This window comes from Streptomyces sp. 135, assembly GCF_020026305.1.
Taxonomy (GTDB): domain Bacteria; phylum Actinomycetota; class Actinomycetes; order Streptomycetales; family Streptomycetaceae; genus Streptomyces.
This window is the reverse complement of the sequence record NZ_CP075691.1, coordinates 6,924,119-6,948,445: the sequence shown is the minus strand read 5'-3', so window position 1 is coordinate 6,948,445 and position 24,327 is coordinate 6,924,119. Positions and strand designations below refer to the sequence as shown.

The window sequence follows — 24,327 nt, the reverse complement described above, 5'->3', positions numbered from 1 at the left end:
GCGCACCGGCGGCAGCGGTATAAGGGAGGTCCGGCACCCCACGCACCGGCGCGACATGGTGCCGCACAGCAACTGGCCCGTGTCGAACCCGCCGGTCCGGGTACCGGAGCTGCCTGGAGCAGGGATCGTCGGAGACCGCCGGCCCGCACGCCCGGTGCGGCGCCCGGCATCCGGAAACGGAGCAGCAGGTGACGCCGAACGCAGAAGACACCACCCCGAAGGACCGGAAGCCGATCACGGAGCTGCCACCGACGGGCGGAGCGGCCGGGGGCTCCCCGCACCACGTGGTGCCGGTCGAAGAGCTTCCGCCCGACCTCAACCAGGCCATCCTGGAGGCCACCAAGCAGGTCGCCGCCGTCCTCAAGAGGAACGACCACGACTTCGCCCTCGCCGGCAGCGTCGCCGTCTACGCGCACGGCGGGACCGGCAACCTCCAGCACGACGCCGACTTCTGCATCAAGCCCGAGGACGCCGAAGCCGTCGCGGCCACCCTGGAGCAGGCCGGTCTCGCGGTGTACGCGCCGCCGGAGGACTGGCTGCTCAAGGCCAAGTGCCTCGGCCAGGACATCGACCTCATCTTCGAGCTGGCCCATCAGCCGGTGACCGCCGAGCTGCTGGGGCGGGCCACGGAGCTGCCGGTGGACTCGGTGCGCATGCCGGTCCTGGCGCCGACCGACCTGATGCGGGCCCTGCTCGCCGCCTTCTCCGAGCATCACTGCGACTTCGGCGCCGTGCTGCCGATCGCGCGGCAGCTGCGGGAGATGGTCGACTGGGAGGCCGTGCGCGACGAGTGCGGGGACGCGCCGATGCCGGCCGCCTTCCTGTATCTCCTCGAGCGCCTGGACGTCATCGCACCGCGAGGAGGAGACCGATGAACGACCATGCCAACGTCGAGTACCGCATCGCCCACCTGAAGGAGCGGCTCGCCGCGGAGGAGCTGGGCGAACTGGGCATCCGCATCGAGCACCGCGGCTCGTCCGTGAACGTCGTCGGGACCGTGCCCACCTCGCACTGCCGCGAGGAGCTGCTGCGGACCGTGCACGACCAACTGGCCGGTCTCACGGTCCACTGCGACATCGTGGTGGCCGATGCGGCGGCCCCCGACCACCCGGAGGAAGTCGTATGATCCGCATCGCTGCCGTGGGCGACATCCACATGGGCCTCGACAGCAAGGGCCTGCTCAGGCCCGCCTTCGAGACGCTTGACGACTGCGCGGACCTGCTGCTCCTGGCCGGGGACCTCACCCGCCACGGCACGGTGGAGGAGGCGCGGGTGGTCGCCGAGGAGGTGGCCGGTCTGCCGGTGCCGGTCATCGCCGTGCTCGGCAACCACGACCATCACGACGAGCGGCCCGAGGAGGTCACCGACGTCCTGCGCGACGCGGGCGTACGGGTCCTCGAAGGGGAGGGCACGGTCGTCGACGTCGACGGGGCGCGGGTGGGCGTCGCGGGCACCAAGGGGTTCGGCGGCGGGTTCGTCGGGCGCAGTGGGAGCGAGTTCGGCGAACCGCTGATGAAGGAGTTCATCCGGTACACCCGCCGCTGCGCCGATGGCCTGCGGACCTCGCTGGACGAGCTGGCCGGGCAGGGGTGCGACACGCGGGTGGCGCTCACGCACTTCGCGCCGGTGGCGGACACCCTCGCGGGCGAGCCCCTGGAGATCTATCCGTTCCTCGGGAGCTATCTGCTGGCGGAGGCGGTGGACGGGGCGGGCGCGGACCTGGCCGTCCACGGCCACGCGCACGCGGGCACCGAGCACGGCATGACCAGCGGCGGCGTCCCGGTGCGCAATGTCGCGCAGCCCGTGATCCGCAAGGCCTTCAACGTCTACCACCTGAAGGGCGGCCGAACCGCCGGGACCGCGGCGGCCACCACCGGCAGCGCGTAGTCAGCCGCTCCTCCCGCTCAGCAGTTTCTGTACGCCGCGCACCACGTCCTGGGCGGTGACCTCGGTCAGGCAGGGGTGGCCGGGCACCGGGCAGTGACGGGCGCGGGTGGCGGCGCAGGGGCTGTTCTGGTCGCCGAGGAGGACGGTGGGCACGCCGTAGGGGCCCCGGCGTTCGGCGGGGACGACCGGGGAGAAGACGGAGACCACCGGGGTGCCGGTCGCGGCGGCGAGATGGGCCGGGCCGGTGTTGCCCGCGATGACGACGTCGGCCGCCCGCAGCACGCCCGCCAGGGTCCGCAGGTCGGTGCGCCCGCCGAGGTCCACGGCCGTGCCGCCGCTGACCTCGTGGGTGAGGGCGGCCTCGCGGGGGCCGCCGGTGACGACGACGCGGTGGCCCGCGTCGGCGAGCAGTGCGACCGCCTCGGCCGCGCGTTCGGCGCCCCAGGAGCGCGCGGGCGTGCCGGCCCCCGGGTGCAGGACGACGTAGGGGCCGTTGCCGGTGAGGCCGGTCGTGTCGGGGGTGGGCAGGACGCGCAGCCGCCCGTCGTCCGCGGGCCTCGGCAGGAAACCCAGGGCGGCGGCCGTGTCGAGCGCCGCCTCGGCGTCGTGGCGGCCGGGCAGGCGCCGGTGGGGGCCGTCGATGAGGCTGCCGGCGTCGTCGGCGCTGTCGGCCCCGATGTGGCGCACGTACGCCATCCGCAGCAGGAGCGCGGCGGGCAGCGGGCTCTGTTCGAAGGACGTGAGGACGAGTCCGACGTCGTACGACTCGTCCCGCAACCGCTCGAGGAGGCCGTCGACGTCCGCCTCGTCCACGGTCGGGGGACGTGGGCCGGTCCACGGCGCCTCCCATACGAGGACGTCGTCGACGTGCGGCAGCAGCCGCGCGGCCTCCGCGCCGCGCGGCCCGCACATCAGGGTCACGTGGTCGGCCCGGGTGGCGAGAGCGCGGACGGCCGGACCGGCCAGCAGGACCCCTGTCATGCCGTCCAGGCAGACGACGAGCGCCTTCACCGCGCCGCCTCCCCGCGGGCATCGTCACCATGAGCAGGCACGGTGTACGCCTCCCTCGGCGCTCGGCACGTTCCAGGGCCCGCTCCGCGCGGGCCGGTCGATGAGGTCGGCGACGGTGCGCTTGAGGCCGTCGCCGAGGGAGACCTTGGGCGTCCAGCCGAAGATCTCGTGGGCGAAGCCGGTCTGGGGCCCGAGTTGCTCGGCTGCGGCAGCGTCGTCGTGGGCACCGGTGAACTCCAGGCGGGCGTCGGAGCCGGTCAGGTCGAGCACCCGGCGGGCGATCTCCTCGACGGTCGCCGTCGGCTCGCCGCCGATGTCGACCGGCCGCACCGACCGGCTCGCGGCGACGAGGAGCACGCCCTCGACCGTGTCGTCGACGTAGCACAGCGAGGGTCTGCGGCTGCCGTCGCCGGGGATGGTGACGGGCCCGCCGCTCAGGGCCTGCCGGACGAGGTCCGGGATCAGCGGGCCGTCGTCGGGCGCCATGCGCGGTCCGTACGCGGGAAAGAGGCGCACTATCCCCGCGTCGGTCTCCCGCGCGCTCACGAACGCGGTGGTCAGCGCCTCCGAGAAGCGCTGGGAACCGCCGTCCGGTACGGGGCGGTCCCCGCCGGGGTGCGCTCCGGCGTGACAGGTGGAGACGAGGAGGAAGCGCGCGCCGTCCCGGTCGGCCAGGGCGAGGGCGTTGCGGGTGCCCCGGGTGCCGGCGTCGGGCGGGTTCGAGGGGCGGGGCGCGAAGACGGCCCGGGGGGCGGGGCAGGCGGGGTGGAGCACCAGGTCGTACGGTCCGGCGAGGGTGCCGGGGCAGCCGGGCCGCGCGATGTCCCGCTCCAGGTAGCGGAAGCCGGGGTGGCCCGCCAGGTGCTCGACGTTGTGCGCCGAGGCGGCGGGCACGTCGTCGACACAGTCGACGTCGACACCCGCGTCGAGCAGGCGTTCGCACAGGTGGGAGCCGAGGAAACCGGCGCCCGAGGTCACCACGGCCTTCTCCCACGGGGGCGGGACCACCGGCGCCATGGAGAACATCGCCGATGTCATGGGACGACCTTCCTTCCGCCGACGAGACGTGCGCGGTCCGGGCGCGTCACGGCCAGGACGGCTCCTTGCGGGGTACGACGACCAGCTCGGACACGGCGCTGCCGGCCGGGACCGACAGGGCGTACAGGACCGTGTCGGCCACGATGTCCGGGCTCTGCAGCATGGACACGTCGGCGTCCGGGAAGCGCTCCATGATGAACGGGGTCTCCATGCCGCCGGCGATGATCCCGGTGACACCGATGCCGACGCAGTCGCGCTGCGCCTCCTTGAACAGCGTGTGGGTGAAGGCGCGCAGGCCCGACTTGCCCGCCGCGTACGGACCGGCCTCGGTCCAGGTGCGGTTCGCGGCGGTGGACAGGATGTTCACGATGTGGCCGCCGCCGCGGGCGATCATGCGCCGGTACGTCTCCAGGCACAGGTACATCGGCCCGAGCAGGTTGGTCTCGATCACCCGGGTCACCTCGGTCGCCGTCAGGTGCTCGATCGGCTTGGAGACGTCCACGGCGGCGTTGTTGACCAGAATATCGATGGCCCCCCCGGCTTCCCCGGCCTCCTCCAGGTCCCGGAAGACGGCGGCGACCGCGGCGGCGTCGCGTACGTCCATCTCCACGAAACGGGCGTCGAGACCGTCGCGGCCCAGTTCGTCGCAGAGCTCCTGGGCCAGGTCCTTGCGGACGTCGGCGACGACGACCGCCGCGCCCGCCCCGGCCAGTCTCCTCGCGATCGAGGCGCCGAGGCCCCGGGCGGCGCCGGTCACCAGCGCCTGCTTGCCATGGAGGTCGACCTGCGCTCCGCCGCCCATGCCTGTGCCTTCCTTCGTGCGCCTGGCGGCGGCTCGCTCCCGGCCACCGCTCCGCTTCCCACTGTGACGCCGAGCGGGCGCTCCGGCACCTCGGGCCGGGCCACCCGGCGCACGGCGCGCGACTGTGGCCCCCGTCACCGGCACGGGCCCCGCACCCGTGCGCGGACCCCCGCCCGGGACCGTGTGAGCAAGCACACCAGAACCGCCAAATCGCGTACGTGACCGATGACTTGGGGCTGTCCGCCGTGGCGTCGGGCCGAGCGGCGCCCGGGCTCGTGAGCACCGTCTGTCAGCATGGTCAACGCCGTACATCCGGAACGTCCGCCCGCCTCAGCGCGCCGAGAAGACGTCCTTCCGGCGGCGCGGCGCCCCCCCTCCCAGATCCGGTGGAGCGACCGCGCAGTGCTGCCCGGTGTCCGTGCTCCTGCCGATCCTCCGCCTGGGTCCCTGCGGACCGCTTCCGAGTCTCCGAGTGCCTGTGTCTTCCTCTCCTGTCCCTGCCGCCGCCGTGGACGCCTCCCGTTCGCCGTGGCGCTCCTTGAAGTACCGCAGCATGCGCTGGTGGTCCGTCGCCAACTTCGTGTCCAACGCCGGTACGTGGATGCAGCTGACCGTGCAGAACCTCCTGGTCCTGCAGATCACCGGGTCCGCCGCCGCCACGGGTCTGTCCATGTCCGTGCAGGCCGCGCCCGCGCTGCTCATGAGCCTCGTGGGCGGCGCCGCCGTCGACCGCTGGCCCCGCAAGGCCACGGCCGCCGTCAGCCAGGCCGTCCTGGGCGCCATCGCCTTCACCACGGCCGTCCTCGTGGCCACCGGCGGGCTCAATCTGACCGTGCTCATGGCGCTGGCGGCCGTCACCGGTGTCGTCGCCACGGTCGACGGTCCCGCGTGCGCCCTGCTGGGCAATGACCTCGTGCCGCCGGAGGACGTGCCGTCCGCCATCGGCGTGGGCTCGCTCGTCCACAGCGCGGGCCGCCTCGCCGGCGCGGCCCTCGGCGGTGTCACGGTCGCCTTCCTCGGTACGGCCGCCGCGTACGCCGCCAACGGCCTGTCCTTCCTCTTCGTCGCCTCGGTGATCCCCTTCCTCCGGCCGGCGTACGGGGCGCTGCGGCAGGCAGCGCCCGCGCGGGGCGGGGCCGAGACCGGGGGCGAGGACACGGCGGCCGACATGACCGTGCGGCAGGGCCTGATGTTCTTCCTGCGGCGGCCCCGCCTGGTCGCTCTCGCGGGCGTCACCGGCATCAGCGCGGTCTTCGGACGGAACTACACGCTCACCCTGGCCGTGCTCGTCACCGGGCCGCTCGCCGGGGGCGCCGGGTCGTTCGGCACGGTCTCCACGGTCCTCGCCGTCGGCGGCATCATCGGCGCGGTCCTCGGGGCCCGGCTGCGGCGGCCGTCCGTGCGGCTCGTGGGGCTGCTGGCCGCCGCGGGCGCGCTGCTGCAGGTGGTGGCGGGGTTCTCGCCGTCGTTCGCCGTGCTGCTCGTCCTCGTGCTGCCGATGGCCGTCGTCGAGTCCGTCTCGGACACCGCGGGGAAGACCGTCCTCCAGACCGACCCGCCCGCGCATCTGCGGGGCCGGGTGCTCGGTGTGTGGGGAAGCATCAGCACGGCCTGGGGGCTCGCGGGGCCGCCCGCGCTCGGGCTCCTCATGGAACTGGCCGGTGCGCGGGGCGCGCTGGTCTCCGGGGGGCTGATCATCGCCGGGTCCATCGGAGCGGGGTTCCTTCTCCGCGGGCGCCGGAATGTCGCCGCGCCGGTGCTCCTGCGCAAGGAAGAGCTGGGCACCGCGGCCTGATCCCTCCGGGGGTTCGGCGGTCCTTGCGCGGTCGCGTCTGCGGGGTGGGGGTCTGGACTGCGGGTGCGTCGTGGTTGCTCGCGCGGTTCCCCGCGCCCCTGAAGGGGGCGATGCCGACGCCCCGTCAGGGGCGCGGGGAACTGCGCGACCAGCCACAGACATACCCGCACCCGCAAACCACGCCCCGACCGGCAGACGCGGCGGCGCCCGGCGGGGCGTCAGGCTGTCGGGGCCGGGGCCGGTAGCTCCCCTACGGCCTCCAGTACCTCCGCCACCGTGATCCGCAACAACCGCTGATCCGGGCGGAGCCCATGCGCGTTGCCGGGACGCACCCTCCCCCCATCGCCATCGGGATGCCACAGCACCCGGTGCCGCGGATCCGTCGGCGGACCCCAGAGCCGCGGTGCGACAGGACCGAACAGCACGACCGACGGAGTCCCGAGCGCCGACGCCAGGTGGGCGAGCCCCGTATCCCCCACGATCACGCACCGCGCGTACGCCACCAGCGCCGCCAGCCGGTCGAACGGCACGTCCTCCGCGCCGCCCAGCACGGCACTCGCCGGCAGCCCGGCCTCCGCCGCCACGAAGCGCGCGGTGCCCTCCTCCCCCGCCCCCGCCGTCACGACGACCTGCTGCCCGCCCCCGGCCAGCTCCCGCGCCACGGCGGCGAACCGCTCCGGGGGCCAGCGCCTGGCCCCGGCGTCGGCTCCGGGATGCACGACGACCGCGCCGGGCGCCGGGGAGGGCGTGTCCGGCACGGGGATGCCCAGGTCCGCGGGGTCCGCCGGGACGCCGTACCAGGAGAGCAGGCGGCACCACCGCTCCCGCTCGTGCTCCTCGTCCCGCCAGGCGGGGCCTTCGATGTCGGGGGTGCCCGGATGCGCGTACGCCATGAGGCGCCCGGGGCGCAGCCGCTGGAGGAGCAGGTGACTCGGGGGGCCGTTGCCGTGCAGGTCCACGGCGAGGTCCGGCGGCGGTCCCGGCCACGGCAGGGTGCCCGGCACCGCGCGGCCGGGCGCCGAGACGGGCAGCAACCGGTCCACCAGGCCGGTCGCGGCGGCGGGCGCGGCCAGCCGTTCGGGCGCCGCCAGCACGATCTCGTGGTCCGGCAGCCGGCTCCGCAGGGCGCGCAGCGCGGGTACGGCGGTCAGCAGGTCGCCGAGGCCGAGCGCCCGCAGCACCAGTACTCGGGGGCGGTCGCTCACGGCCGGGTTCCCGCCGCCGCGGCGGCCCGGCGGGCCAGCAGGGTGGTGGAGCGGCCGTCGAGGTACGGCAGGACGACCGCCTGGCCGCCCCACGCGTGCAGCGCCTGCGCCTCGGGCAGATCCTGGACGGAGTAGTCGCCGCCCTTGACCCACACGTCGGGCCGCAGCCTGTTCAGCAGCTCCTGCGGAGTGTCCTCCTCGAAGACGGCGACGGCGTCGACGCTGCCGAGCGCCTCCAGGACCCGTACGCGGTCCGCCTGTTGGTTGAGGGGGCGGCCGGGGCCCTTGCGGCGGGTCAGGGACGCGTCGGAGTTGAGGCACACGATCAGGCAGTCGCCGATGCGCCGGGCGCTCTCCAGGAGGCCGACGTGGCCGGCGTGCAGCAGGTCGAAGCAGCCGCCGGTCGCCACCACCGTGCCGCCGCGCGCCCGCACCCGCTCCGCGACGGCGAACGCGTCGGTGCCCGGTGTCTCCCGCGGACCCGAGGCGGGCATCGTCCGCCACAGGGCCGGGTTCGTGGCGCCGCCCGCCGACACGAACGCGGCGGCCTCCGCCACCGCCCGCTGGAGCGCCTCCTCCGGGAGCGAGCCGTCCGCGAGCGCCGCGGCCGTCGTGGCGGCGAAGCAGTCCCCCGCGCCGCAGGGGTCGCCGGTGGCGTGGTAGGGCGACGGTATGAGCATCGGCGTACCGGAGCCGGGTCTGGTCAGCAGGACGCCGCGCTCGCCCAGGGTCACGGCGACGCCGGCGGCCCGCCAGCGGTCGGCGAGCTCTGTGCCCCGCTCGGCGTACGAACGCAAGGTCTCGCCGTCACCCGGGCACAGGAGGCGGGTCTCCGCCGCGTTGGGGGTGACGAGGCGGGTGCCGGGGACGGGGGCGTCGCCCTTGGGGTGCGGGTCCCAGACCAGGGGGATGCGCGGGGTGACGGCCGCCAGGTGATCCCGTACGGCGCTCGCCGTGTGGCGTCCGTAGTCGGCGACGAGCACGGCGTGGGCCTGGGCCAGTGCGTCGCGTACGGCGGCGTCGGGCTCGCCCGGTGTGCCGCCGCCGCGGTCGATGCGCACCAGGGGGCGGCCGGACGCCATGACGCGGGTCTTCACCGGCAGGGTGCCGTCCAGCGGCAGCTCCACCAGCCGTACGCGCCCCTTCAGTTCGCGGCGGACGGCTTCGCTCGCGGGGTCGTCGCCGAGCGCGGTCACGAGGATCACCTCGCGGCCGCCGCGGGCCGCGAGCGCCGCGGCGAGCCCCGCGCCGCCGGGGTGGCGGCGGTCGGCGGTCACGTCGACGACCGGGGCGGGGGCGTCCGGGGAGAGTCGGGTGGCGACCCCTTCGATGTCCTCGTCGAGCAGGACGTCCCCGACGACGACGAGCGGCTTCGGTCCGGTCACGGTGTCCTCCCGTTGACGGGGACCGCGGTGGGCGGCGCGGTGCGGATGGTGGTGGTGACGGTGGCGGGTCGCTCGGTGAGCGCCGCGTCGAAGGCCTCGCAGAGCAGGTGGACGGCGACGAGGTGGGCCTCCTGGACGGTCGCCGTGGTCTCGCCGTCGACGTAGAGCCGTTCGTCGGCGGCTTCACCGAGCGGGTTGGGGCCGGGGCCGGTGAGCGCCCAGACGCGCAGCCCCGCCTTCCGGCCCGCCACGGCGGCGGTGATGAGGTTGGCGCTGCGGCCCGAGGTGGACAGCAGGATGAGGATGTCGCCGGGCCGGCCGTGCGCGGAGACCTGACGGGCGAACACGTGGTCGAAGCCGTAGTCGTTGCCGATGGCGGTCATGCTGGAGGTCTCCGCGTGCAGGGAGATGGCCGAGTACGCAGGCCGCTCCTGCCGGTAGCGGCCCACGAGTTCCGCGGTCAGGTGCTGGGCCTGGGCGGCGCTGCCGCCGTTGCCCGCGGCCAGCAGGCGGCTGCCGGTGGGCAGCGCGGCGGCGAGCCGGCCACCCCACTCCGTGATCCGGCCGAGGCTGTCCCGGCGCAGTCGGCGAAGCGCGTGCTCCAGTGACCGGCAGTGCAGATGCGCGGCATCGAGTGCAGGGGATTCATTCATGCTGATCGGGCCGCCGCGCGTCCCTGGGGACAGCGACGGGCCCGCACCTCCTTCAGCTGTCGGTGCTTCCGCGGTCGGTCGGGAACGGGGGCCGGGTCCTCCGGGGGTGCGGGGGGCTCCGAATCGGCGTGGCGGAGGCCGGAGGCGCGGCCGAGGCCGCCCGGGAGTGGCAGGGCATGCGACCTGGACCGGCGGCATATGGGGCCCACCACGGCGCCGTGGCGCCCCACGTCGGCCTGGCGGAGGCCCCGAGGCACCGAGGCTGCCCCGGAACGGCAGAGCACGCGGCCCGAACCACCGGCGCGCGGGGCCCTCCGAGGCCACGTGGTGCGGACGGACGCCCAAGGCACCGAGGCTGCCCCGGAACGGCAGAGCACGCGACGCGGACCGTGGGCACACGGGGCTCCCCGAGACCCGGTGGTGCCCCGTGTCACCCTGGCGGACGCCGGAGGCGCCGGGGCCCGCCCGGGAACGGCGAAGCACGCCGCCCGTGCCACCGGCACGCGGGGCTCCCCGAGGCCCCGTGGAGCCGCGCCCCGCCCGAAGGCGCCAAGACCGCCCCCGAGCGGCAGAGCACAGGGACCGGGCCGCCGGCCACCCACGCAGCTACGACGGCCGGGCCCATGAACCCGGCCTCCTCGGGGTGGCGGCGGCAGGACGCTCGGCGCGGTGGTGCGGGCGGGGGGCGGGGTCATACCACCCCCGCGCCCGTCGCGACGTACTGCGTGTCCAGGACGTCGCAGTACGCCGCCTCGGTGGCCGCCGCGACCCGTCCCCAGCCGAACCGGCGCAGGGTCCGGCGGCGGCCCGCCTCGCCGCACGCCTCGCGTGCCGCGGGGTCGGCGAGGAGTTCGGCGACGGCGGCGGCGAGGGCCTCGGGGTCGCGGGGCGGCACCAGGCGGCCGGTGGCCGGATCGGCGACCGTGTCCAGCTGGCCGCCGACCGCGCTGGCGACGACGGGCCTGCCGCACGCCATGGCCTCCAGCGGGACGATGCCGAACGGCTCGTAGTCCGCGGGACACAGCACCACGTCGGCCGCGCGCAGCAACGGCGGCACGTCGGTGCTCGGCACGCCGCCGGTGAAGCGGACCCGGTCGGCGACGCCCGCCTTTCTGGCGAGCGCGCGCAGCCGCTTGACCTCCGGGTCCTGGTCGAGCCGGTCCGCAGAGGGGCCGCCGACCACGACCAGCTCCGTCTCCGGCAGCAGGGCGAGCGCGGCGATGGAGACCGCGGCGCCCTTGCGCGGGACGAGGCGGCCCAGCTGGAGCAGTTGGTACCGCTCGGTGCCGCGCTCGGCGACCGGCCCGCGCGGCGTGAACAGCTCGGTGTCGACACCGCACGGCACGATGCCCGCCTTGGTGGCGGGGATGCCCATCCTGCCGAGCTCGACGACCTCGTCCCGGCACGTGGCGATGACCCGGTCGCAGCCGAACCCCACCTCCGTCTCCAGGGCGATCCGCTGCGGCGGGCTGGGGTCGGCGAGCTGCTGGTGGCGCCGCTTCACGGTGCCGAGCGCGTGATACGTGTGCAGGAGGGGCAGCCCCAGTTCACGCGTGGCCCACAGGGAGGCGAGCCCCGACATCCAGAAGTGCGAGTGCACCAGGTCGGGCGGGCGGCCGCGCCAGGCGCGGGCCAGGTAGCGGCCGAAGGCGCCCATGTGGGGCAGCAGTTCGTCCTTGGGGATCTGTTCGGGCGGGCCCGCGGGCACGTGGTGCACCTCCACGCCGTCGCGCAGCGGGACCCGTTCGGGGAGGTCGCGCGCGTCGCGGCGGGTGTAGACGGTGACGCGGTGGCCGCGGTCGGCGAGCGCGCCCGCGAGGCAGGCGACGTGCACGTTCTGTCCGCCCGCGTCGACGCCGCCGAGCGCGGCGAGGGGGCTCGCGTGCTCGGAGACGAGGGCGATGGACAGCCGCCCGGGAATGACGGGTCCGGCGCTGAAGGTCCCGGGGCGAGCGGGGGTGCCGTTGGCGCCGGGATCGAAGGGGCCGAGGGATGAGGTCATGAGCACGCCTCCGTCATCACGCGCTCCCAGTCGTGGAGGAAGCGCTTGAGTCCGTACCGTTCGAGAGCGGCCTGGCGGGCGCGGGCCCCGTCCTCGGCCGCGGCCTCCGGTTCCTCCAGATAGCGCCGGGCGGCCCGCGCCAGGACCTCGGGCCGGGTGGACAGGGTGCCCGCGCCGGGCGGGACGGCCTCGACCGCCTCCGTGGTGGCGAGCGCCACGACGGGCATGCCCAGATGCATGGCTTCGAGGAGGGAGAGGCCGAGGGAGGTCCAGCGCACCGGGTGCAGGTACAGGCGCCGTTCCGCGAGCGCGCCGTGCAGCTCGCTCTGCGGCAGGTCGGCCGAGCGGCACCGGTCCTCGGGCAGCCCGAGGTGCGCGGCGAGCCCTTCGGTACGCATGCCGAAGACGTCCAGCGGGGCCGCCTCGCTCAGGGCGGGGAGCAGGTCCGTGCCGGTGTAACGGCCGCGCCGCACGGGTTCGTTGACGACGACGGCGGCGCGGGCGAGGCGTCCGGTGTACCGGTGGCCGGGGTCGACGATGCCGTGCTCGACCACCTCGGCGCGGGTGCTGCCGCAGTCCCAGAACAGCCGGTTGAAGTGGGTGACGTGCACCAGCGTCAGGTCGTCGCGGTCCTTGCACGGGTGCCGGGTGTCGGGGACGTCGCCGTCCGGCGCGTTGTGCTCCAGGTACACGGCGGGCAGGTCCCGCCCGGGGCGGCGCCCGCCGAGCCAGCGTTCGGCCAGCTCCAGTTCGTGGGGGCGCTGGAGGACGACGAGGTCCACCTCGGTCTCCCGCAGCTGCTCCGGGGTCAGCTCCCGCACCGACGCGGGCCAGGAGAACGTCCGGGCCCGGCCGAGGCCGTCGGGGCCGCGGTCCGGGGTGACGGGAACGAGGTAGGTGTGTGGGCCCTGGACGAACGCGGTCGTCCAGGAGCCGTGCACGTGCCACAACAGGATGTTCATACGCTTGCTCCTCGTTCCCGTTCCGTCCCGGGCGTGCGGCCCGGCGCGGTCATCGGACCGGTGGGTGTCGCCGGCCGGGTGCGGCCCGCCGGGCCGGGCGCGCGGTCGGTGAGCCTTGCCACGGCGGCGAGCACCTCGGCGTCGTCGACTCCGTCGAGGCAGGGATGGCCCGGCAGCGGACACTCGCGTGCCCGGGTGTCCGCGCACGCCGCGTGCTGGTCCCCCAGGAGGACGTGCGGCACGCCGTACGGCGCCCAGCGCTCGGCCGGCACCACCGGCGCGAACAGGCAGACGACGGGTGTGCCCACGGCGGCGGCGAGATGCGTGGGCCCGGTGTTGCCGGCCACCACCACCCGCGCCCGGGCCATGACTCCGGCCAGGCGCCGCAGGTCGGTGGCCCCGCCGAGGTCCAGGGCGTGCCGCCCGGCGACCTTCGCGGTCAGGTCCCGCTCGTCGGGGCCGCCGGTGACCACGACCCGGTGACCGGCTTCGCTGAGGGCCGCCGCGGCGCGCTCGGCACGCTCGGGGCTCCAGGCGCGTGCGGGGACGGCGGCGCCGGGGTGGAGCACCACGTACGGTTTGCCGCCGGTCAGGGGCAGGGTGTCCGGTGTCGCCTCCACGCGCAGCGCCCCGTCGTCGCCGGGCGGCAGCGCGAAGCCGCAGGCCTCGGCGAGGTCGAGGGCGGCCACGGCCTCGTGGCGGTGGGGCAGCCGCTGGTGGCGCAGGTCGAGGAGGGTGCCCGGGTAGTCCTCGCTGTCGGCGGCGGTCCAGCCGACGCCGGCGAGCTTCAGCAGCAGGGCGGCGGGCAGCGGGCTCTGGTGGTAGGAGACCAGCACCAAGGCCCGGTCGAACCGGCCCTCCGTCACCTGTGTCAGCAGTTGCTGTGTCGCCGCGTGCGACACGGGCGCCGGTTCGAGTCCCACCCACGGGGCGTCGTACACGAGGACGTCGTCGACCTCGGGCAGGAGCCTGCCCGCCTCCGCGCCCTGCGGACCGCACAGCAGCGCGGTGTAGGAGGAACCGGCCGCGACGGCGCGCACGGCGGGTCCGGCGAGCAGCACGTCGCCCGCGCTGTCCATGCGTACGACGAGGCTGCGCGGCTTTCGGAACGCGGTCATCGCTCCTCCACCTCCAGCGGGCGGCGGCACGCGCCGCCGGGATCGGCGCCGAGCGCCAGGCGTACGGCGGTGAGCAGGTCGGGGGCCACGGTGTCGGCGGCCTCGATCTCCTCGGGGCGCGTGACGGGGGTGGGGACGAGGACGCCGCGGGCCCCGGCGGCGCGGGCGGCCGTCATGTCGGCCCCGATGTCGCCGATGACGGCGGTCCGCGCGGCCGGGACGCCGAGCCGCTCGCAGGCGGCGATGACCAGGCCGGGCGCCGGTTTCCGGCACCGGCAGCCGTCGTCCGGGCCGTGCGGGCAGACGGCCCAGACCTGGAACGGGCCGAGGAGTTCCTCCACACGCCGCCGCACCGCCTCGACCTGACCCCGGCTCAGCAGGCCCCGGGCGACGCCCGATTGATTGCTCACGACCCCGACCGGCAGCCCCGCCGCCCGGGCGGCGTCGACGGCGTCCCGCGCGGTCGGCATGAGCCGCACCCGGGCGGGATCGCCGTTGTAGGGCACGTCCACGACGAGCGTCCCGTCCCGATCGAAGAGAACAGCCGCAGGCAGGCCACGACGCGAGGCCGCCCCCCGCGCAACGGGCCCCCCGACCAGCCAGGGCCCGTCACCGCCGACCGCGAATCCGGCCGGGCGGAGGCCGCGGCCGAGAGCGGAGGCAACCGGGCCACCACCCGACGCGGAAGCAACCGCGACGCCGGGCGACCGGGGCCAGCCGCCGGGGGCGGAACCGACGGGCGGGCAGGACCCGACAGCACCCGCAGCCGTACCGAACGGACCACCGGCCAGCCGATGACCACCCCCGCCACGAGCGGAGGCAACCAGACCGCCACCTGGAGCAGAAGCGATCGCGACGCCGGGCGACCAGGCCCAGCCGCCGGGAGCCGTCGCCCCCGGGAACGATGTCGTCCTCGGGTGCCCGCTCATCGGCGTATCCGTTCGTCGCGGAGCGCGCGCTGTGGCATGCCCGGGGGGTGGCCCGGCGTGCCCGCGTATGGGTCGAGCGGTGCCGCCGTGCGGTACGCGATCTGGCCGCGCAGCCAGTGCCAGACGGCGGCCGGTGGGATGAGCACGCTGGTCGCGGCCATGGTGAGCACCTCTTCCCGGTCGCGTGGGCCGGGCAGGATCCTCGCCAGGGCGAATTCCGCGGTGCCTGCCAGCCAGGCCGTGGCGCATACGGTGGCGGCCGCCGGCTTGCGCAGGGCGGCGCAGGCGAGGGCCGCGGCGGCCGCCGCCGTGACGGCGAGGTGCCGGGCAGCTGCGGGGCGCGGCGGCCCTGGTCCACCAGTCGCGGCCGTGCAGGCGGGTCATGAGCACGTCGTCCGCGTTGCCCCTCTGGAGGCGTACGGAGATCCAGCGGTCGGCCGGGCGCACCGGGTGGGCCGTGGTGCGGGTGCCCGCGGTCACCGACCAGCCGGCCGCGAGCGCCCGCAGCGCGAGGTCTGCGTCCTCCCTGAAGGCGCGCCGGAACCGCTCGTCGAAGCCGCCGACGGTCTCCAGCGCCTCGCGCCGGTAGGCCATGTCGGCGGTGATCCAGCGCGCGGTGGTCAGCCCGGCGGTGTTGCGTTCCCAGTCGGTGGGCCGGCGGCCGACGGGCAGCGGGACGTCGATGCGGGCGGTGACCGCACCCACCGTGCCCGTCGTGCCCACCATGCTCGTCGTGCCGTCCTCGGCCGTCGCCGCGGCGAGGTCGAGGGCGAGGTCGTCGCACCAGGTGGGGCCGGGAACCACGTCGTCGTCGAGGAAGACGATCCACGGCACCCGGCCGGCCGCGCGCCAGCCGGTGTTGCGCGCGGCCGCCGGGCCGCGGGCCTCGCCCCTCACCACGGTGGTGAGGGGGCGCAAGGCGGCCGGGATCTCGACCGGCAGGGGTGTCGTGCCGTCCGTTCCGGGGCGGTCGTCGACGAGGACCACGCGCTCCGGCTTCGGCCCCTCGGCGTCGGCGACCGCGCGCAGGGTCGCGTTCAGGCTCGGCCTGCCGAGTGTCGGTATCACCACGGCGTACGCGCTCTCGGCGGCGCCGGTGTCGTCGGGGCCCATCGCGTACTCGGGCATCAGGCTCCCCCTCCCTCGGACGCCTGGAGTTCCGACGCCTGGAGTTCCGACGTTTGGAAGAGGTCGCGGCGGCGGATCGCGTACGGGCCGATGGCCAAGAGGTCGACGGGTGAGGAACCGAAGCACTCCAGCGCGTCGCGCGGATCGTCGACCATGGGGCGGCCCGCCGTGTTCAGGCTGGTGTTCACGACGACCGGCAGACCGGTGAGCTTCTCGAACTCACCGAGCATGCGGGCCACGAGGGGTTCGCGCGCCGGGTCCACGGTCTGGATGCGGGCCGTCCCGTCGACGTGGACGACGGCCGGGATCCGCTCCCGCCAGGCCTCGGCCACGTCGTGCACGAAGAGCATGTACGGGCTCGGCATCGGCCCGTCGAAGATCTCGGGGGCGCGGTCGGCGAGGACCATCGGGGCGACGGGCCTGAACTGCTCGCGGCCCTTGACGTCGTTGAGCCGTTCGAGGTTGCCCGCGTGACCGGGGTGGGCGAGCAGCGAGCGGTGGCCGAGGGCCCGCGGGCCGTACTCGGAGCGCCCCTGGAACCACGCGACGATACGGTTCTCCGCCAGCGCCCGCGCGACGGTCGCGGCGATGTCCGGCGGCCGCTCGAAGGCCACGGCGGCCGTCTTCAGCCAGGCTCCGAGTTCCGCCTCCGACCAGTCGCGGCCGAGGTCGGCGCCGGTCATGGGCTCCGGGTCGTCCCCGTGTCCGGCCGCGAGCAGCAGCGCGCCGCCGAGGGCCGTGCCCGCGTCACCGGCCGCGGGCTGCACCCACACCTGGGAGAAGGGTCCCTCGCGGGCTATACGGGAGTTGGCGACGCAGTTGAGGGCGACGCCGCCGGCGAGCGTCAGGACGCGGTGGTGCGTCTTGCCGTGCAGCCAGCGCGCGAGGTCCAGGAGCGTCTCCTCCAGGACGGCCTGGGCGCTGGCGGCCACGTCCGCGTGGGCCTGGGTCCACGGCTCGTCGGCGCCGCGCGGCGGGCACAGCTCGCGCCAGGGCACGGCGGTGGCGCGGAAGCCGCCGTCGCCCGTCGGGTACACGTGCCGGCGCAGCTCCGCCAGCATGCGCGGGGTGCCGTGGGAGGCGAGCGCCATCACCTTGAACTCGTCGGAGGAGCGGAGGAATCCGAGGTGCGCGGTCAGCTCCTCGTAGACCAGGCCCAGGGAGTGCGGCAGGTCCTGCGCGTACAGCGGCTGCAGCTCGTCGCGGACCCGCCGCGCCGCGAGGTGCGAGGCGCGCTCGCCCCGGCCGTCCAGGACGAGGACGGAGGAGTCCTCGGCGTCGGGCGCGGCGAAGGCGCTCGACGCGGCGTGCGCCATGTGGTGCGGTACGAAGCGCACGATGCCGGGATCGAGGCCGGGCAGCGCGGCCTTGAGGAAGCCGGGGGCCTCGCGTGCGTACGTCTGCCGCAGGTGGTCCCAGGGGTCGTCGAGCCCCATGTCGCCTGCCGGGCGGGCGAGTTCGGGGTCGTAGGAGTACGTGACGGCGTCGAGGTCCTCGGGCCGCAGATTGGCCCGGCGCAGGCACCAGGCGGCGGCCTGCTCGGGCAGTTCCCAGGCCGAGAACGGCACGGGGCGTTTCCCGTGCTTGCGTCGGGAGAACCGCTCCTCCTCCGCGGCGGCGACGGTGCGGCCGTCGATCACGAGGGCGGCGGCGGGGTCGTGGAAGAGTGCGTTGATTCCGAGGATGCGCATGAGGGGGAGCTCCCGGGCTTCTGTTGGCGGGAAGGGCGGGTCAGGGCACGGGACCGGTGCGAGGAGGCCGGGGCCTGCGCGGGTCAGTGCCCGGCAGGGAGGCCGTCGCCGGTCCGGGTCAGTGATCCGCCGTGGCGCGGAACCAGTCGATCGTGCGGCGCAGGCCTGTCACGGCGTCCACACGCGGTTCCCAGCCGAGCTTGTCGCGCGCCAGCGTGATGTCCGGGCAGCGGACGGCCGGGTCGTCCGTCGGCCGGTCGATGAAGCGGATATCCGAGCCGGCGGAGTCGGGGCCGGTGAGGCCGATGATCAGGCGCGCCAGTTCGAGCATCGTGATCTCGGCGGGGTTGCCGATGTTGACGGGGCCGCGCATGCCATGGGCGGCCACCGCGAGGATGCCGTCCACGGTGTCGTCGACGTAGCAGAGCGAGCGGGTCTGCTGTCCGTCGCCGGTGACGGTCAGGTGCTCACCGGCCAGGGCCTGGCGGACGAAGGTCGGCACGGCGCGGCCGTCGTGGCCCCGCATGCGCGGCCCGTAGGTGTTGAACAGCCGCACGATGGCGGTGTCGGTGCCCTCGGCTTCGGCGTGGGCCGTGGTGAGCGCCTCGCCGAACCGTTTCGCCTCGTCGTACACGCTGCGCGGGCCCACCGGGTTCACATGGCCCCAGTACCGCTCGTCCTGCGGGTTCTGCTGCGGGTCGCCGTAGACCTCGGAGGTCGAGGCGAGCACGAAGCGGGCGCCGGAGCGGTGGGCGAGCCGGAGGGCGTTGCGGGTGCCGAGGCTGCCCGTCTCCAGGGTGTGCAGGGGCAGGCGCAGATAGTCGGCAGGGGAGGCGGGGGACGCGAAATGGAGCACGAGGTCGGGCGGCCTGTCGATGTCGATCCCTTCGGCCACGTTCGCCCGTATCAGCCGGAAACCGGGGCGGTCGAGCAGCGGTGACACGTTCTCCGCCCGTCCGGTGCTGAAGTCGTCCACGCAGGTCACCGCAGCGCCCGCGGCGAGGAGTGCGGTGCACAGGTGCGAGCCGACGAAGCCCGCGCCGCCGGTGACGACGGCGTGTTCCCAGGTAGGCGACACAGGTGCGGTCATGCAGCTCTCCTCCGTACGCGGTGACGGCGTGCGGCGCCGGCCACCGGCCGCTCCGACGGCGCCGAGGCACCGTCCAGTCCCGCAACAGCCTCTGTCACCCGAGCGGTGACGGCTCGGCGGTGTACGGCATCCGGGTGACTCACGCGGAGTGAGGACGGGGCGGTGGCGGACGGCGGGCCGGGGGCCGGCGCGGGGCCGCACAGCGGCGGGACCCGGCGGTTTCGCCGGGTCCCGCGGGCGCCTGGAGGCGGTGGCTCAGTCGGTGGAGAGCGCTTCGAGGAGGTCGCCCACCTGGGGGTCGGGGAGGCCTCGGGCGACGTCCGCCTGGGCGACGACGCCGACGAGGTCGTGGCCGTCGATGACGGGCAGCCTGCGGACCTTGTGGGTGGTCATGGTGCGCATGATCTCCGCCGCGTCGTCGTCCGCGCCGATGGTGACGGCCTCGCCCTGGGCGAGCTCACCCGCGGTGGTCGTTTCGGGGTCCTTGCCCTTGCCGAGGACTTTCACGACGATGTCGCGGTCGGTGAGCATGCCCTTGAGTTTGTTGTCCGTACCGCAGATCGGCAGCGCGCCGACGCCGAGTTCGGTCATCTTCCGGGCGGCCAGCAGGACGCTTTCATCGGCGCCGATGCACTCCGCGCCGCCGGTCATGATGTCTCTGGCGGTTGCCATGTCACTCCATTGCTGTGAGCGGCCCGAAAAGGGCCTCTTGGGGGGGTGTGCGACGGCTTCTCGTGGGGCACGCCGCCGTGCGACTATTCTCCGGCGTGATGACGGCAGGGGAGAAAAGAAGGTCCGCCGAACGCGGCGATTCGCCGCCCCGGGTCAGGCTCACCATTCGGCGCCCGGGCCGCAATCAGTTTCCCGGACCGCAATGATTCCCAGTCCGTATTCGGCTTCCCGGGCCGTATTCAGCTGCCGAGGCCGCCGCTGCCGAAGCTGCCGCCGTCACCCTTGCGGTGGTCCTTCGGGTCCTGCGAGTCACAGCGGTGCGTACTCGACTGGCCGTACCCCTCCTTCAGTTCATGCGGCAGGAGCCGACCTCCGTCCCGGGGTACCTCGTCCGGCTCACGGTATTCCCGCTCTTCCCTGACCGGGCCTTCGTAAGGCCGTTTCGGCTGTTCCTCCGGGCTCGGCGGGCGGGATTCGCGGGCACGAACCCGTTGACCCCAGAGAAAGGCGCCGAGAAGGACAGCGACCACGACGAGACCGGCGGCCCACATCAGAAGGGAGCCGGTGTGCCCGTCAGCGAGTTCCCACTCCATGGTTTCCATACGAGTGTTGTACCCGCCCTGTCCGAAAAATAGCTGACGGTGAGAGCTGCCGATACATCCGGAAGATTCGCCCGGACGATTCGTCCGGACGTTTCAACAGGTGGGTTCAGCCGGTCACGCCGGGAAATCCCGGCGGGCGGATGTTCTCAGCCGAGAAAGCGGGAGGCCACCCGCAGGTCGGACACGAGTCCCGCGAACGCCTCGTCCCTGTCCTTCGACCGGAGTACCGCCGAAGGGTGCACGGTGGCGAGGAGGCGGCGGTCGCCGTCGCTCTCGTCCCCGGTGGCCGGCGGCAGGTCCGTGCCCGGCGTCAGGGAGAGCAGGGCGCCCCGCGACTCGGTCACCTTGAAGGAACCGCCCAGCAGCGACTTGCCGGCCGTGGCGCCGAGGGCCACGACCAGTTCCGGATCCACGCGCCGCGGCTCGGCCGCGAGCCAGGGGCGGCAGGCGGTCAGCTCCCCGAGGCTCGGCGCCTTGTGGATGCGCCGCTTGCGGCCCTCGGTGACGGGTGCGAACTTGAAGTGCTTGACCGCGTTGGTGAAGTACGCCTGGTCCTCGTCGAGCCCGGCCTCGCCGAGCGCCGAGCGCAGCAGCCGGCCCGCCGGACCCACGAAGGGCTCCCCGGCGCGGTCCTCCTGATCGCCGGGCTGTTCCCCGACCAGCATCAGGCGCGCACGGGCGGGACCGGCGCCGAACACCGTCTGCGTGGCGTTCTCGTACAACGGACAGCCGCGGCAGTCGGCGGCGGCACGGCGCAGCGCCGGGATGCCGCCCCGTGCGGGGACGTACGGCAGTGCCCCGTCGGATGCCTTCTGGTCCGAGCCCGGCATGGCGCCTCCTGCCGAAAGCGTCTCACCGCGCCCGCTTCCCGGCCATCGGACGCCCGGCCCCCGCCCCGGTCCGCTCGCGCGTCACCGGCAGGGCGAGCGCCCCCACGACCACCGCGACGAGCATCGCCGCCATGGCGAGGAACGCGCGGCCGTAGTCGTCGGAGAGGGCGGCGGGCGTGTGCCCGGAGCCGGCCGCGATCGCGACGAGTACGGCGAGGCCGACGGAGCCGCCGATCTGCCGCGTGGCGTTCATCAGGCCGGAGGCCGCGCCCGCGTCGGCATCGCTGATCCCCGAGGTCACGGTGGTGGTGATCGGGGTGATCAGCAGGCCCATCCCGGCGGACATCACGACGGCGGGGCCGAGCAGGCCGACGAGGTAGCCGCTGTCGGGGGTGGCGCGGCTCTGCCACAGGAAGCCGGCGGCGGAGAGGGCCGCGCTGAGCACGATGAGCCGCCGGGCGCCGATGGCCTCCATGAGGCGCGGCGCGAGGCGCGCTCCGGCGATGCCCACCAGGGTGTGCGGCAGGAAGCCGAGGCCGGCCTCAAGGGCTCCGTAGTGCAGGACGTTCTGCATGTAGAGCGAGAGGAAGTACCACATCGGGATGAAGCAGGCTCCGGCCAGCAGCATCACCGTATTGCCGACGGAGATGGCGCGGATGCGGAACAGGCGCGGCGGCATCAGGGGGGCCCGCGCGAATCGTGCCTCCACGGCGGCGAAGGCCGCAAGGGCGAGGACGCCGACGGCGAGCGCCACCGCGGTCGTCGGGCCGGACCAGCCGCGGCTCTCGATCTGCGAGATGCCGTAGGTGAGGGAGCCGACGCCCACCGTCGCGAGGACGGCGCCCGGGACGTCCAGGCGCTGGCCCCGTCCGCGCTCGCGGTCGGGGGTGAGGAACGCCAGGGCGGCGGCGAGGGCGAGGGCGCCGATCGGGACGTTGATCAGCAGGATCCAGCGCCACGAGAGGGAATCGGTGAGGACTCCGCCGATGAGGTTGCCCGCCGCACCGCCCGCGGAGCTGACGGCCGTCCAGGTGGCGACGGCCCGGGTGCGCGCGGCGCCTTCGGAGAATGTGGTGGTGAGGATGGTGAGGGTCGCCGGGGCCAGCACGGCCGCGCCGAGGCCCTGGACCGCGCGGGCGGCGACGAGCAGACCGGGGCTGTCGGCCAGGCCGCCCACCAGGCTCGACGCGGTGAAGAGCAGGAGGCCGAGGACGAAGACGCGCTTGCGGCCGTAGAGGTCGGCGAGCCGGCCGCCGAGCAGGAGGAACCCGGCGAAGACCAGGGCGTAGGCGTTGACGACCCACTGGAGGCCCGCGGAGTCGAAGCCGAGGGCGTTCTCGATCGAGGGCAGTGCCACGTTCACCACCGAGACGTCGAGCACCACCATGAACTGTGCCGCGCAGGCCAGGGCCAGCACGGCCGAGGCCGCCCCGCGTCGCCCGCCGCCACCGCCGCCCTCGTCGATCAAGGGGGTGGCCGCCCGTAATGAGTCGTCCGGTGAGTCGTCCGGTCCGCGCTGTGTCATGGGCCCTCTTGTCTCGGGGTCGGTCGAGCTGTCCGGGGTCGGTCTGGCGTCATTTTTAGGGTACAGGCGTATCCTAAAAGCCCCGCCACCCCGGAGGAAGACCATGCCGAAGATCGTCGACCAAGCCGAACGCCGCGCCGTGATCATCGAGGGGCTGGTGCGCCTGGCGGGCCGCTCGGGGCTCCACGCGGTGACGATGCGGTCGGTGGCGGCCGAGGCCGGGGTCTCGCTCCGCGTGGTGCAGTACTACTTCGAGAGCAAGGCCGAGCTGATGCACGCGGCGCTGCGGTACCTGGAGGAGCGGAGCGGCGCGCGCTGGGCGGCACGCCTCGCGCGGCTGCCGAGCCCCACGAGCACGCGTACGTACGTCGAGGCGCTGCTCGCCGAATCGCTGCCCACGACCGAGCAGAGCCGCGACTTCCGCCTCGTCTGGACCTCGTACGCGGTGCTGGCGATGACCGATCCGGAGCTGGCCGCTAAGCCGTTCGTCGAAGGACCCAACCGCTTCGAACGGCAGCTGGCCGACGTGCTGGGCCGGGCCCAGGCCGGGGGCGAGCTGGCCCCGGGCCTCGACGTGTCCGCCGAGGCCGCGCGGCTGCTCAGCCTGAACCACGGCCTCGGCACCAGCGTGCTGGTCGGCCAGCGCACCGCCGAGGCCGCGCTGGAGGTGCTCGGATACCACCTGGACAGCGTCTTCGGCCCGTCCGAACGGCGGGACGACACCGGGGCGCGGGAGGGGGGCGCGCATGTCCGCTGACGGGTCGTCGCTCCGGAGCTTTCCCTTCACGCCGGTCGAACGCCTGGAGGAGGAGGCGTTGTTCGCGGCCCTGCGCGAGCGGGAGCCCATCTGCCGGGTGCGCCTGCCCTACGGCGGCCCCGCCTGGCTCGTCACGCGCTACGACGACGTCAGGACGGTGCTGAGCGACCCCCGGTTCAGCCGCGCCGCCACGGCCCGCCCCGACGCCCCGCGCCTCCAGCCGGCCCCCGCGAGCGAGGGGCTCCTGATGTCGCTGGACCCACCCGAGCACACCCGGCCGCGCAGGGCCGTGGCGCGCGCGTTCACCGTGCGCGGGGCCGAGGCCCTGCGGCCCGCCACCGAGGCGATCGCGGCGAGTCTGCTGGACGGCATGGCGTCCGCGGGAGCCCCGGCGGACCTGGTGCGGTGCTTCGCCCTGCCGCTGCCGGTCCGGGTGATCTGCACGCTGCTCGGGGTGCCGGAGGCCGCCCAGCCGCAACTGCTTCGCTGGTCGGACGCGTTGCTGACGACGGCGGACGGCGGGGAGCGGGCCGTGGCCGCCGCCACCGGAGAGCTGACCGAGTACCTGCTCGCTCTCGTGGAGCGGCGGCGGAGCGAACCCTCCGATGATCTCCTCGGGGAGCTGGTGCGCGGACACGACGCCGGTGACGGACGGCTCCGTGAGGACGAGATGGTGGCCCTCGCGCGGGATCTGCTGGTCGCCGGACACGAGACGACGGCGGCCCAGATCGCCAACTTCACCTACGTCCTGCTCCACCATCCCGGCCACTGGGACGAGCTGTGCGCGCGCCCGGAGCTGATGGCGTCGGCGGTGGAGGAACTGCTGCGGTACGTGCCCCTCGGTTCCGGGGCGTTCCGGTCCCGGGTCGCCACCGAGGAGGTGGAGCTGTGCGGGGTGCGGGTCCGGCCCGGAGAGGCCGTGTTCGCCCCGACCGTCTCCGCCAACAGGGACCCCCGGGTCTTCGAGGCGCCCGCCCGCCTCGACCTCGGGCGGCGGCGCAACGCACACCTCGCCTTCGGCTTCGGCCCGCACCACTGCCTGGGCGCGCAGCTGGCCCGTATGGAGCTGCGCGTCGCCATGAGCGCGCTGCTCGCCCGCTTCCCCGGCCTGCGCCTGGCGGCCGACGAGGCGGGCATCGAGTGGCGGACCGGGCTTCAGGTGCGCGGGCCGCGGCGCCTGCCCGTGCGCTGGTGAACACGTGGCACGCTTGCTCCCGCCTTGCGCACCCCTGGATCACGTGGCGA

At 74.8% G+C, this 24,327-nt stretch carries 22 protein-coding genes and 1 pseudogene; 6 read left to right on the top strand and 17 right to left on the bottom strand.

The window, feature by feature from the left end; genetic code table 11:
- Positions 1 to 242: 242 nt before the first annotated feature.
- Genes KKZ08_RS31215 through KKZ08_RS31205 form a run of 3 tightly spaced genes read left to right on the top strand, consistent with a single transcriptional unit; the run spans position 243 to position 1,887 of the window.
- Positions 243 to 875, top strand: coding sequence for a nucleotidyltransferase family protein (locus KKZ08_RS31215; protein WP_223779261.1), 633 nt, complete (start codon positions 243 to 245; stop codon positions 873 to 875).
- Positions 872 to 1,126: a hypothetical protein gene (locus KKZ08_RS31210; protein ID WP_223777610.1), complete on the top strand. Its 255-nt coding sequence runs from the start codon at positions 872 to 874 to the stop codon at positions 1,124 to 1,126. The genes KKZ08_RS31215 and KKZ08_RS31210 overlap by 4 nt, the downstream gene beginning before the upstream one ends.
- Positions 1,123 to 1,887, top strand: a complete 765-nt coding sequence (locus KKZ08_RS31205) for a metallophosphoesterase (RefSeq protein ID WP_223777609.1) — start codon at positions 1,123 to 1,125, stop codon at positions 1,885 to 1,887. The genes KKZ08_RS31210 and KKZ08_RS31205 overlap by 4 nt, the downstream gene beginning before the upstream one ends.
- On the opposite strand, the gene KKZ08_RS31200 is transcribed toward KKZ08_RS31205, so the two are convergent.
- The 3 genes from KKZ08_RS31200 to KKZ08_RS31190 are packed head-to-tail and all read right to left on the bottom strand — an operon-like array spanning position 1,888 to position 4,738.
- Positions 1,888 to 2,898, bottom strand: coding sequence for a glycosyltransferase family 9 protein (locus KKZ08_RS31200; protein WP_223777608.1), 1,011 nt, complete (start codon positions 2,896 to 2,898; stop codon positions 1,888 to 1,890).
- Positions 2,899 to 2,922: 24 nt separating this feature from the next.
- Positions 2,923 to 3,936: an NAD-dependent epimerase/dehydratase family protein gene (locus KKZ08_RS31195; RefSeq protein ID WP_223777607.1), complete on the bottom strand. Its 1,014-nt coding sequence runs from the start codon at positions 3,934 to 3,936 to the stop codon at positions 2,923 to 2,925.
- 46 nt (positions 3,937 to 3,982) lie between these two features.
- On the bottom strand, positions 3,983 to 4,738 hold the full coding sequence (locus KKZ08_RS31190) for an SDR family oxidoreductase (RefSeq protein ID WP_223777606.1): 756 nt from the start codon (positions 4,736 to 4,738) through the stop codon (positions 3,983 to 3,985).
- Between the two features lie 508 nt (positions 4,739 to 5,246).
- Here KKZ08_RS31190 and KKZ08_RS31185 point away from each other — a divergent pair.
- Entirely contained in the window at positions 5,247 to 6,533 is a 1,287-nt protein-coding gene (locus tag KKZ08_RS31185) for an MFS transporter (RefSeq protein ID WP_263303367.1), read from the top strand.
- A gap of 218 nt (positions 6,534 to 6,751) precedes the next feature.
- Here the strand turns inward: KKZ08_RS31185 and KKZ08_RS31180 are convergent, their stop codons facing one another.
- From KKZ08_RS31180 to KKZ08_RS31115, 14 genes and pseudogenes are all read right to left on the bottom strand, one after another.
- The gene (locus tag KKZ08_RS31180) at positions 6,752 to 7,738 is read right to left on the bottom strand and encodes a glycosyltransferase family 9 protein (RefSeq protein WP_223777605.1); all 987 of its coding nucleotides are present in this window, start codon (positions 7,736 to 7,738) and stop codon (positions 6,752 to 6,754) included.
- Positions 7,735 to 9,123, bottom strand: a complete 1,389-nt coding sequence (gene rfaE2, locus KKZ08_RS31175; protein ID WP_223777604.1) for a D-glycero-beta-D-manno-heptose 1-phosphate adenylyltransferase — start codon at positions 9,121 to 9,123, stop codon at positions 7,735 to 7,737. Before rfaE2 ends, KKZ08_RS31180 begins: the two co-directional genes overlap by 4 nt.
- Complete coding sequence (locus KKZ08_RS31170; protein ID WP_223777603.1) at positions 9,120 to 9,776, bottom strand: SIS domain-containing protein; 657 nt, start codon at positions 9,774 to 9,776, stop codon at positions 9,120 to 9,122. Before KKZ08_RS31170 ends, rfaE2 begins: the two co-directional genes overlap by 4 nt.
- 691 nt (positions 9,777 to 10,467) lie before the next feature.
- Positions 10,468 to 11,778, bottom strand: coding sequence for a glycosyltransferase (locus KKZ08_RS31165; protein WP_223777602.1), 1,311 nt, complete (start codon positions 11,776 to 11,778; stop codon positions 10,468 to 10,470).
- On the bottom strand, positions 11,775 to 12,740 hold the full coding sequence (locus tag KKZ08_RS31160; RefSeq protein WP_223777601.1) for a glycosyltransferase: 966 nt from the start codon (positions 12,738 to 12,740) through the stop codon (positions 11,775 to 11,777). Before KKZ08_RS31160 ends, KKZ08_RS31165 begins: the two co-directional genes overlap by 4 nt.
- Complete coding sequence (locus KKZ08_RS31155; protein ID WP_223777600.1) at positions 12,737 to 13,858, bottom strand: glycosyltransferase family 9 protein; 1,122 nt, start codon at positions 13,856 to 13,858, stop codon at positions 12,737 to 12,739. The genes KKZ08_RS31160 and KKZ08_RS31155 overlap by 4 nt, the downstream gene beginning before the upstream one ends.
- Complete coding sequence (locus KKZ08_RS31150) at positions 13,855 to 14,457, bottom strand: HAD family hydrolase (protein ID WP_223779259.1); 603 nt, start codon at positions 14,455 to 14,457, stop codon at positions 13,855 to 13,857. Before KKZ08_RS31150 ends, KKZ08_RS31155 begins: the two co-directional genes overlap by 4 nt.
- Positions 14,458 to 14,783: 326 nt before the next feature.
- Positions 14,784 to 15,915, bottom strand: a pseudogene (locus KKZ08_RS31145) (glycosyltransferase family 2 protein).
- Complete coding sequence (locus tag KKZ08_RS31140) at positions 15,915 to 17,606, bottom strand: carbamoyltransferase C-terminal domain-containing protein (protein ID WP_223777599.1); 1,692 nt, start codon at positions 17,604 to 17,606, stop codon at positions 15,915 to 15,917. The pseudogene KKZ08_RS31145 and the gene KKZ08_RS31140 overlap by 1 nt, the downstream one beginning before the upstream one ends.
- Positions 17,607 to 17,724: 118 nt before the next feature.
- The gene (locus KKZ08_RS31135) at positions 17,725 to 18,696 is read right to left on the bottom strand and encodes an NAD-dependent epimerase/dehydratase family protein (protein WP_223777598.1); all 972 of its coding nucleotides are present in this window, start codon (positions 18,694 to 18,696) and stop codon (positions 17,725 to 17,727) included.
- A gap of 255 nt (positions 18,697 to 18,951) precedes the next feature.
- Positions 18,952 to 19,368, bottom strand: coding sequence for a CBS domain-containing protein (locus tag KKZ08_RS31130; protein WP_223777597.1), 417 nt, complete (start codon positions 19,366 to 19,368; stop codon positions 18,952 to 18,954).
- A 239-nt stretch (positions 19,369 to 19,607) separates the two neighbouring features.
- Complete coding sequence (locus KKZ08_RS31125; protein WP_223777596.1) at positions 19,608 to 19,970, bottom strand: DUF6479 family protein; 363 nt, start codon at positions 19,968 to 19,970, stop codon at positions 19,608 to 19,610.
- A gap of 146 nt (positions 19,971 to 20,116) precedes the next feature.
- On the bottom strand, positions 20,117 to 20,800 hold the full coding sequence (locus KKZ08_RS31120; protein WP_223777595.1) for a UdgX family uracil-DNA binding protein: 684 nt from the start codon (positions 20,798 to 20,800) through the stop codon (positions 20,117 to 20,119).
- Between the two features lie 22 nt (positions 20,801 to 20,822).
- Complete coding sequence (locus KKZ08_RS31115) at positions 20,823 to 22,268, bottom strand: MFS transporter (RefSeq protein ID WP_223777594.1); 1,446 nt, start codon at positions 22,266 to 22,268, stop codon at positions 20,823 to 20,825.
- 160 nt (positions 22,269 to 22,428) lie between these two features.
- Between KKZ08_RS31115 and KKZ08_RS31110 the strand changes: the two genes are divergently transcribed.
- Positions 22,429 to 23,082: a TetR/AcrR family transcriptional regulator gene (locus KKZ08_RS31110; RefSeq protein ID WP_223777593.1), complete on the top strand. Its 654-nt coding sequence runs from the start codon at positions 22,429 to 22,431 to the stop codon at positions 23,080 to 23,082.
- Positions 23,072 to 24,277 carry a cytochrome P450 gene (locus tag KKZ08_RS31105; RefSeq protein WP_223777592.1) on the top strand — a complete coding sequence of 402 codons (1,206 nt, stop codon included), beginning with the start codon at positions 23,072 to 23,074 and terminating at the stop codon, positions 24,275 to 24,277. Before KKZ08_RS31110 ends, KKZ08_RS31105 begins: the two co-directional genes overlap by 11 nt.
- The last annotated feature ends 50 nt before the right edge of the window (positions 24,278 to 24,327 follow it).

Coding starts and splice junctions, on each gene's coding strand:
- KKZ08_RS31210 (WP_223777610.1), top strand. CDS start 872: ATGAACGACCATGCCAACGTCGAGTACCGCATCGCCCACCTGAAGGAG.
- KKZ08_RS31205 (WP_223777609.1), top strand. CDS start 1,123: ATGATCCGCATCGCTGCCGTGGGCGACATCCACATGGGCCTCGACAGC.
- KKZ08_RS31195 (WP_223777607.1), bottom strand. CDS start 3,936: ATGACATCGGCGATGTTCTCCATGGCGCCGGTGGTCCCGCCCCCGTGG.
- KKZ08_RS31190 (WP_223777606.1), bottom strand. CDS start 4,738: ATGGGCGGCGGAGCGCAGGTCGACCTCCATGGCAAGCAGGCGCTGGTG.
- KKZ08_RS31170 (WP_223777603.1), bottom strand. CDS start 9,776: ATGAATGAATCCCCTGCACTCGATGCCGCGCATCTGCACTGCCGGTCA.
- KKZ08_RS31165 (WP_223777602.1), bottom strand. CDS start 11,778: ATGACCTCATCCCTCGGCCCCTTCGATCCCGGCGCCAACGGCACCCCC.
- KKZ08_RS31160 (WP_223777601.1), bottom strand. CDS start 12,740: ATGAACATCCTGTTGTGGCACGTGCACGGCTCCTGGACGACCGCGTTC.
- KKZ08_RS31155 (WP_223777600.1), bottom strand. CDS start 13,858: ATGACCGCGTTCCGAAAGCCGCGCAGCCTCGTCGTACGCATGGACAGC.
- KKZ08_RS31140 (WP_223777599.1), bottom strand. CDS start 17,606: ATGCGCATCCTCGGAATCAACGCACTCTTCCACGACCCCGCCGCCGCC.
- KKZ08_RS31135 (WP_223777598.1), bottom strand. CDS start 18,696: ATGACCGCACCTGTGTCGCCTACCTGGGAACACGCCGTCGTCACCGGC.
- KKZ08_RS31130 (WP_223777597.1), bottom strand. CDS start 19,368: ATGGCAACCGCCAGAGACATCATGACCGGCGGCGCGGAGTGCATCGGC.
- KKZ08_RS31125 (WP_223777596.1), bottom strand. CDS start 19,970: ATGGAAACCATGGAGTGGGAACTCGCTGACGGGCACACCGGCTCCCTT.
- KKZ08_RS31120 (WP_223777595.1), bottom strand. CDS start 20,800: ATGCCGGGCTCGGACCAGAAGGCATCCGACGGGGCACTGCCGTACGTC.
- KKZ08_RS31110 (WP_223777593.1), top strand. CDS start 22,429: ATGCCGAAGATCGTCGACCAAGCCGAACGCCGCGCCGTGATCATCGAG.
- KKZ08_RS31105 (WP_223777592.1), top strand. CDS start 23,072: ATGTCCGCTGACGGGTCGTCGCTCCGGAGCTTTCCCTTCACGCCGGTC.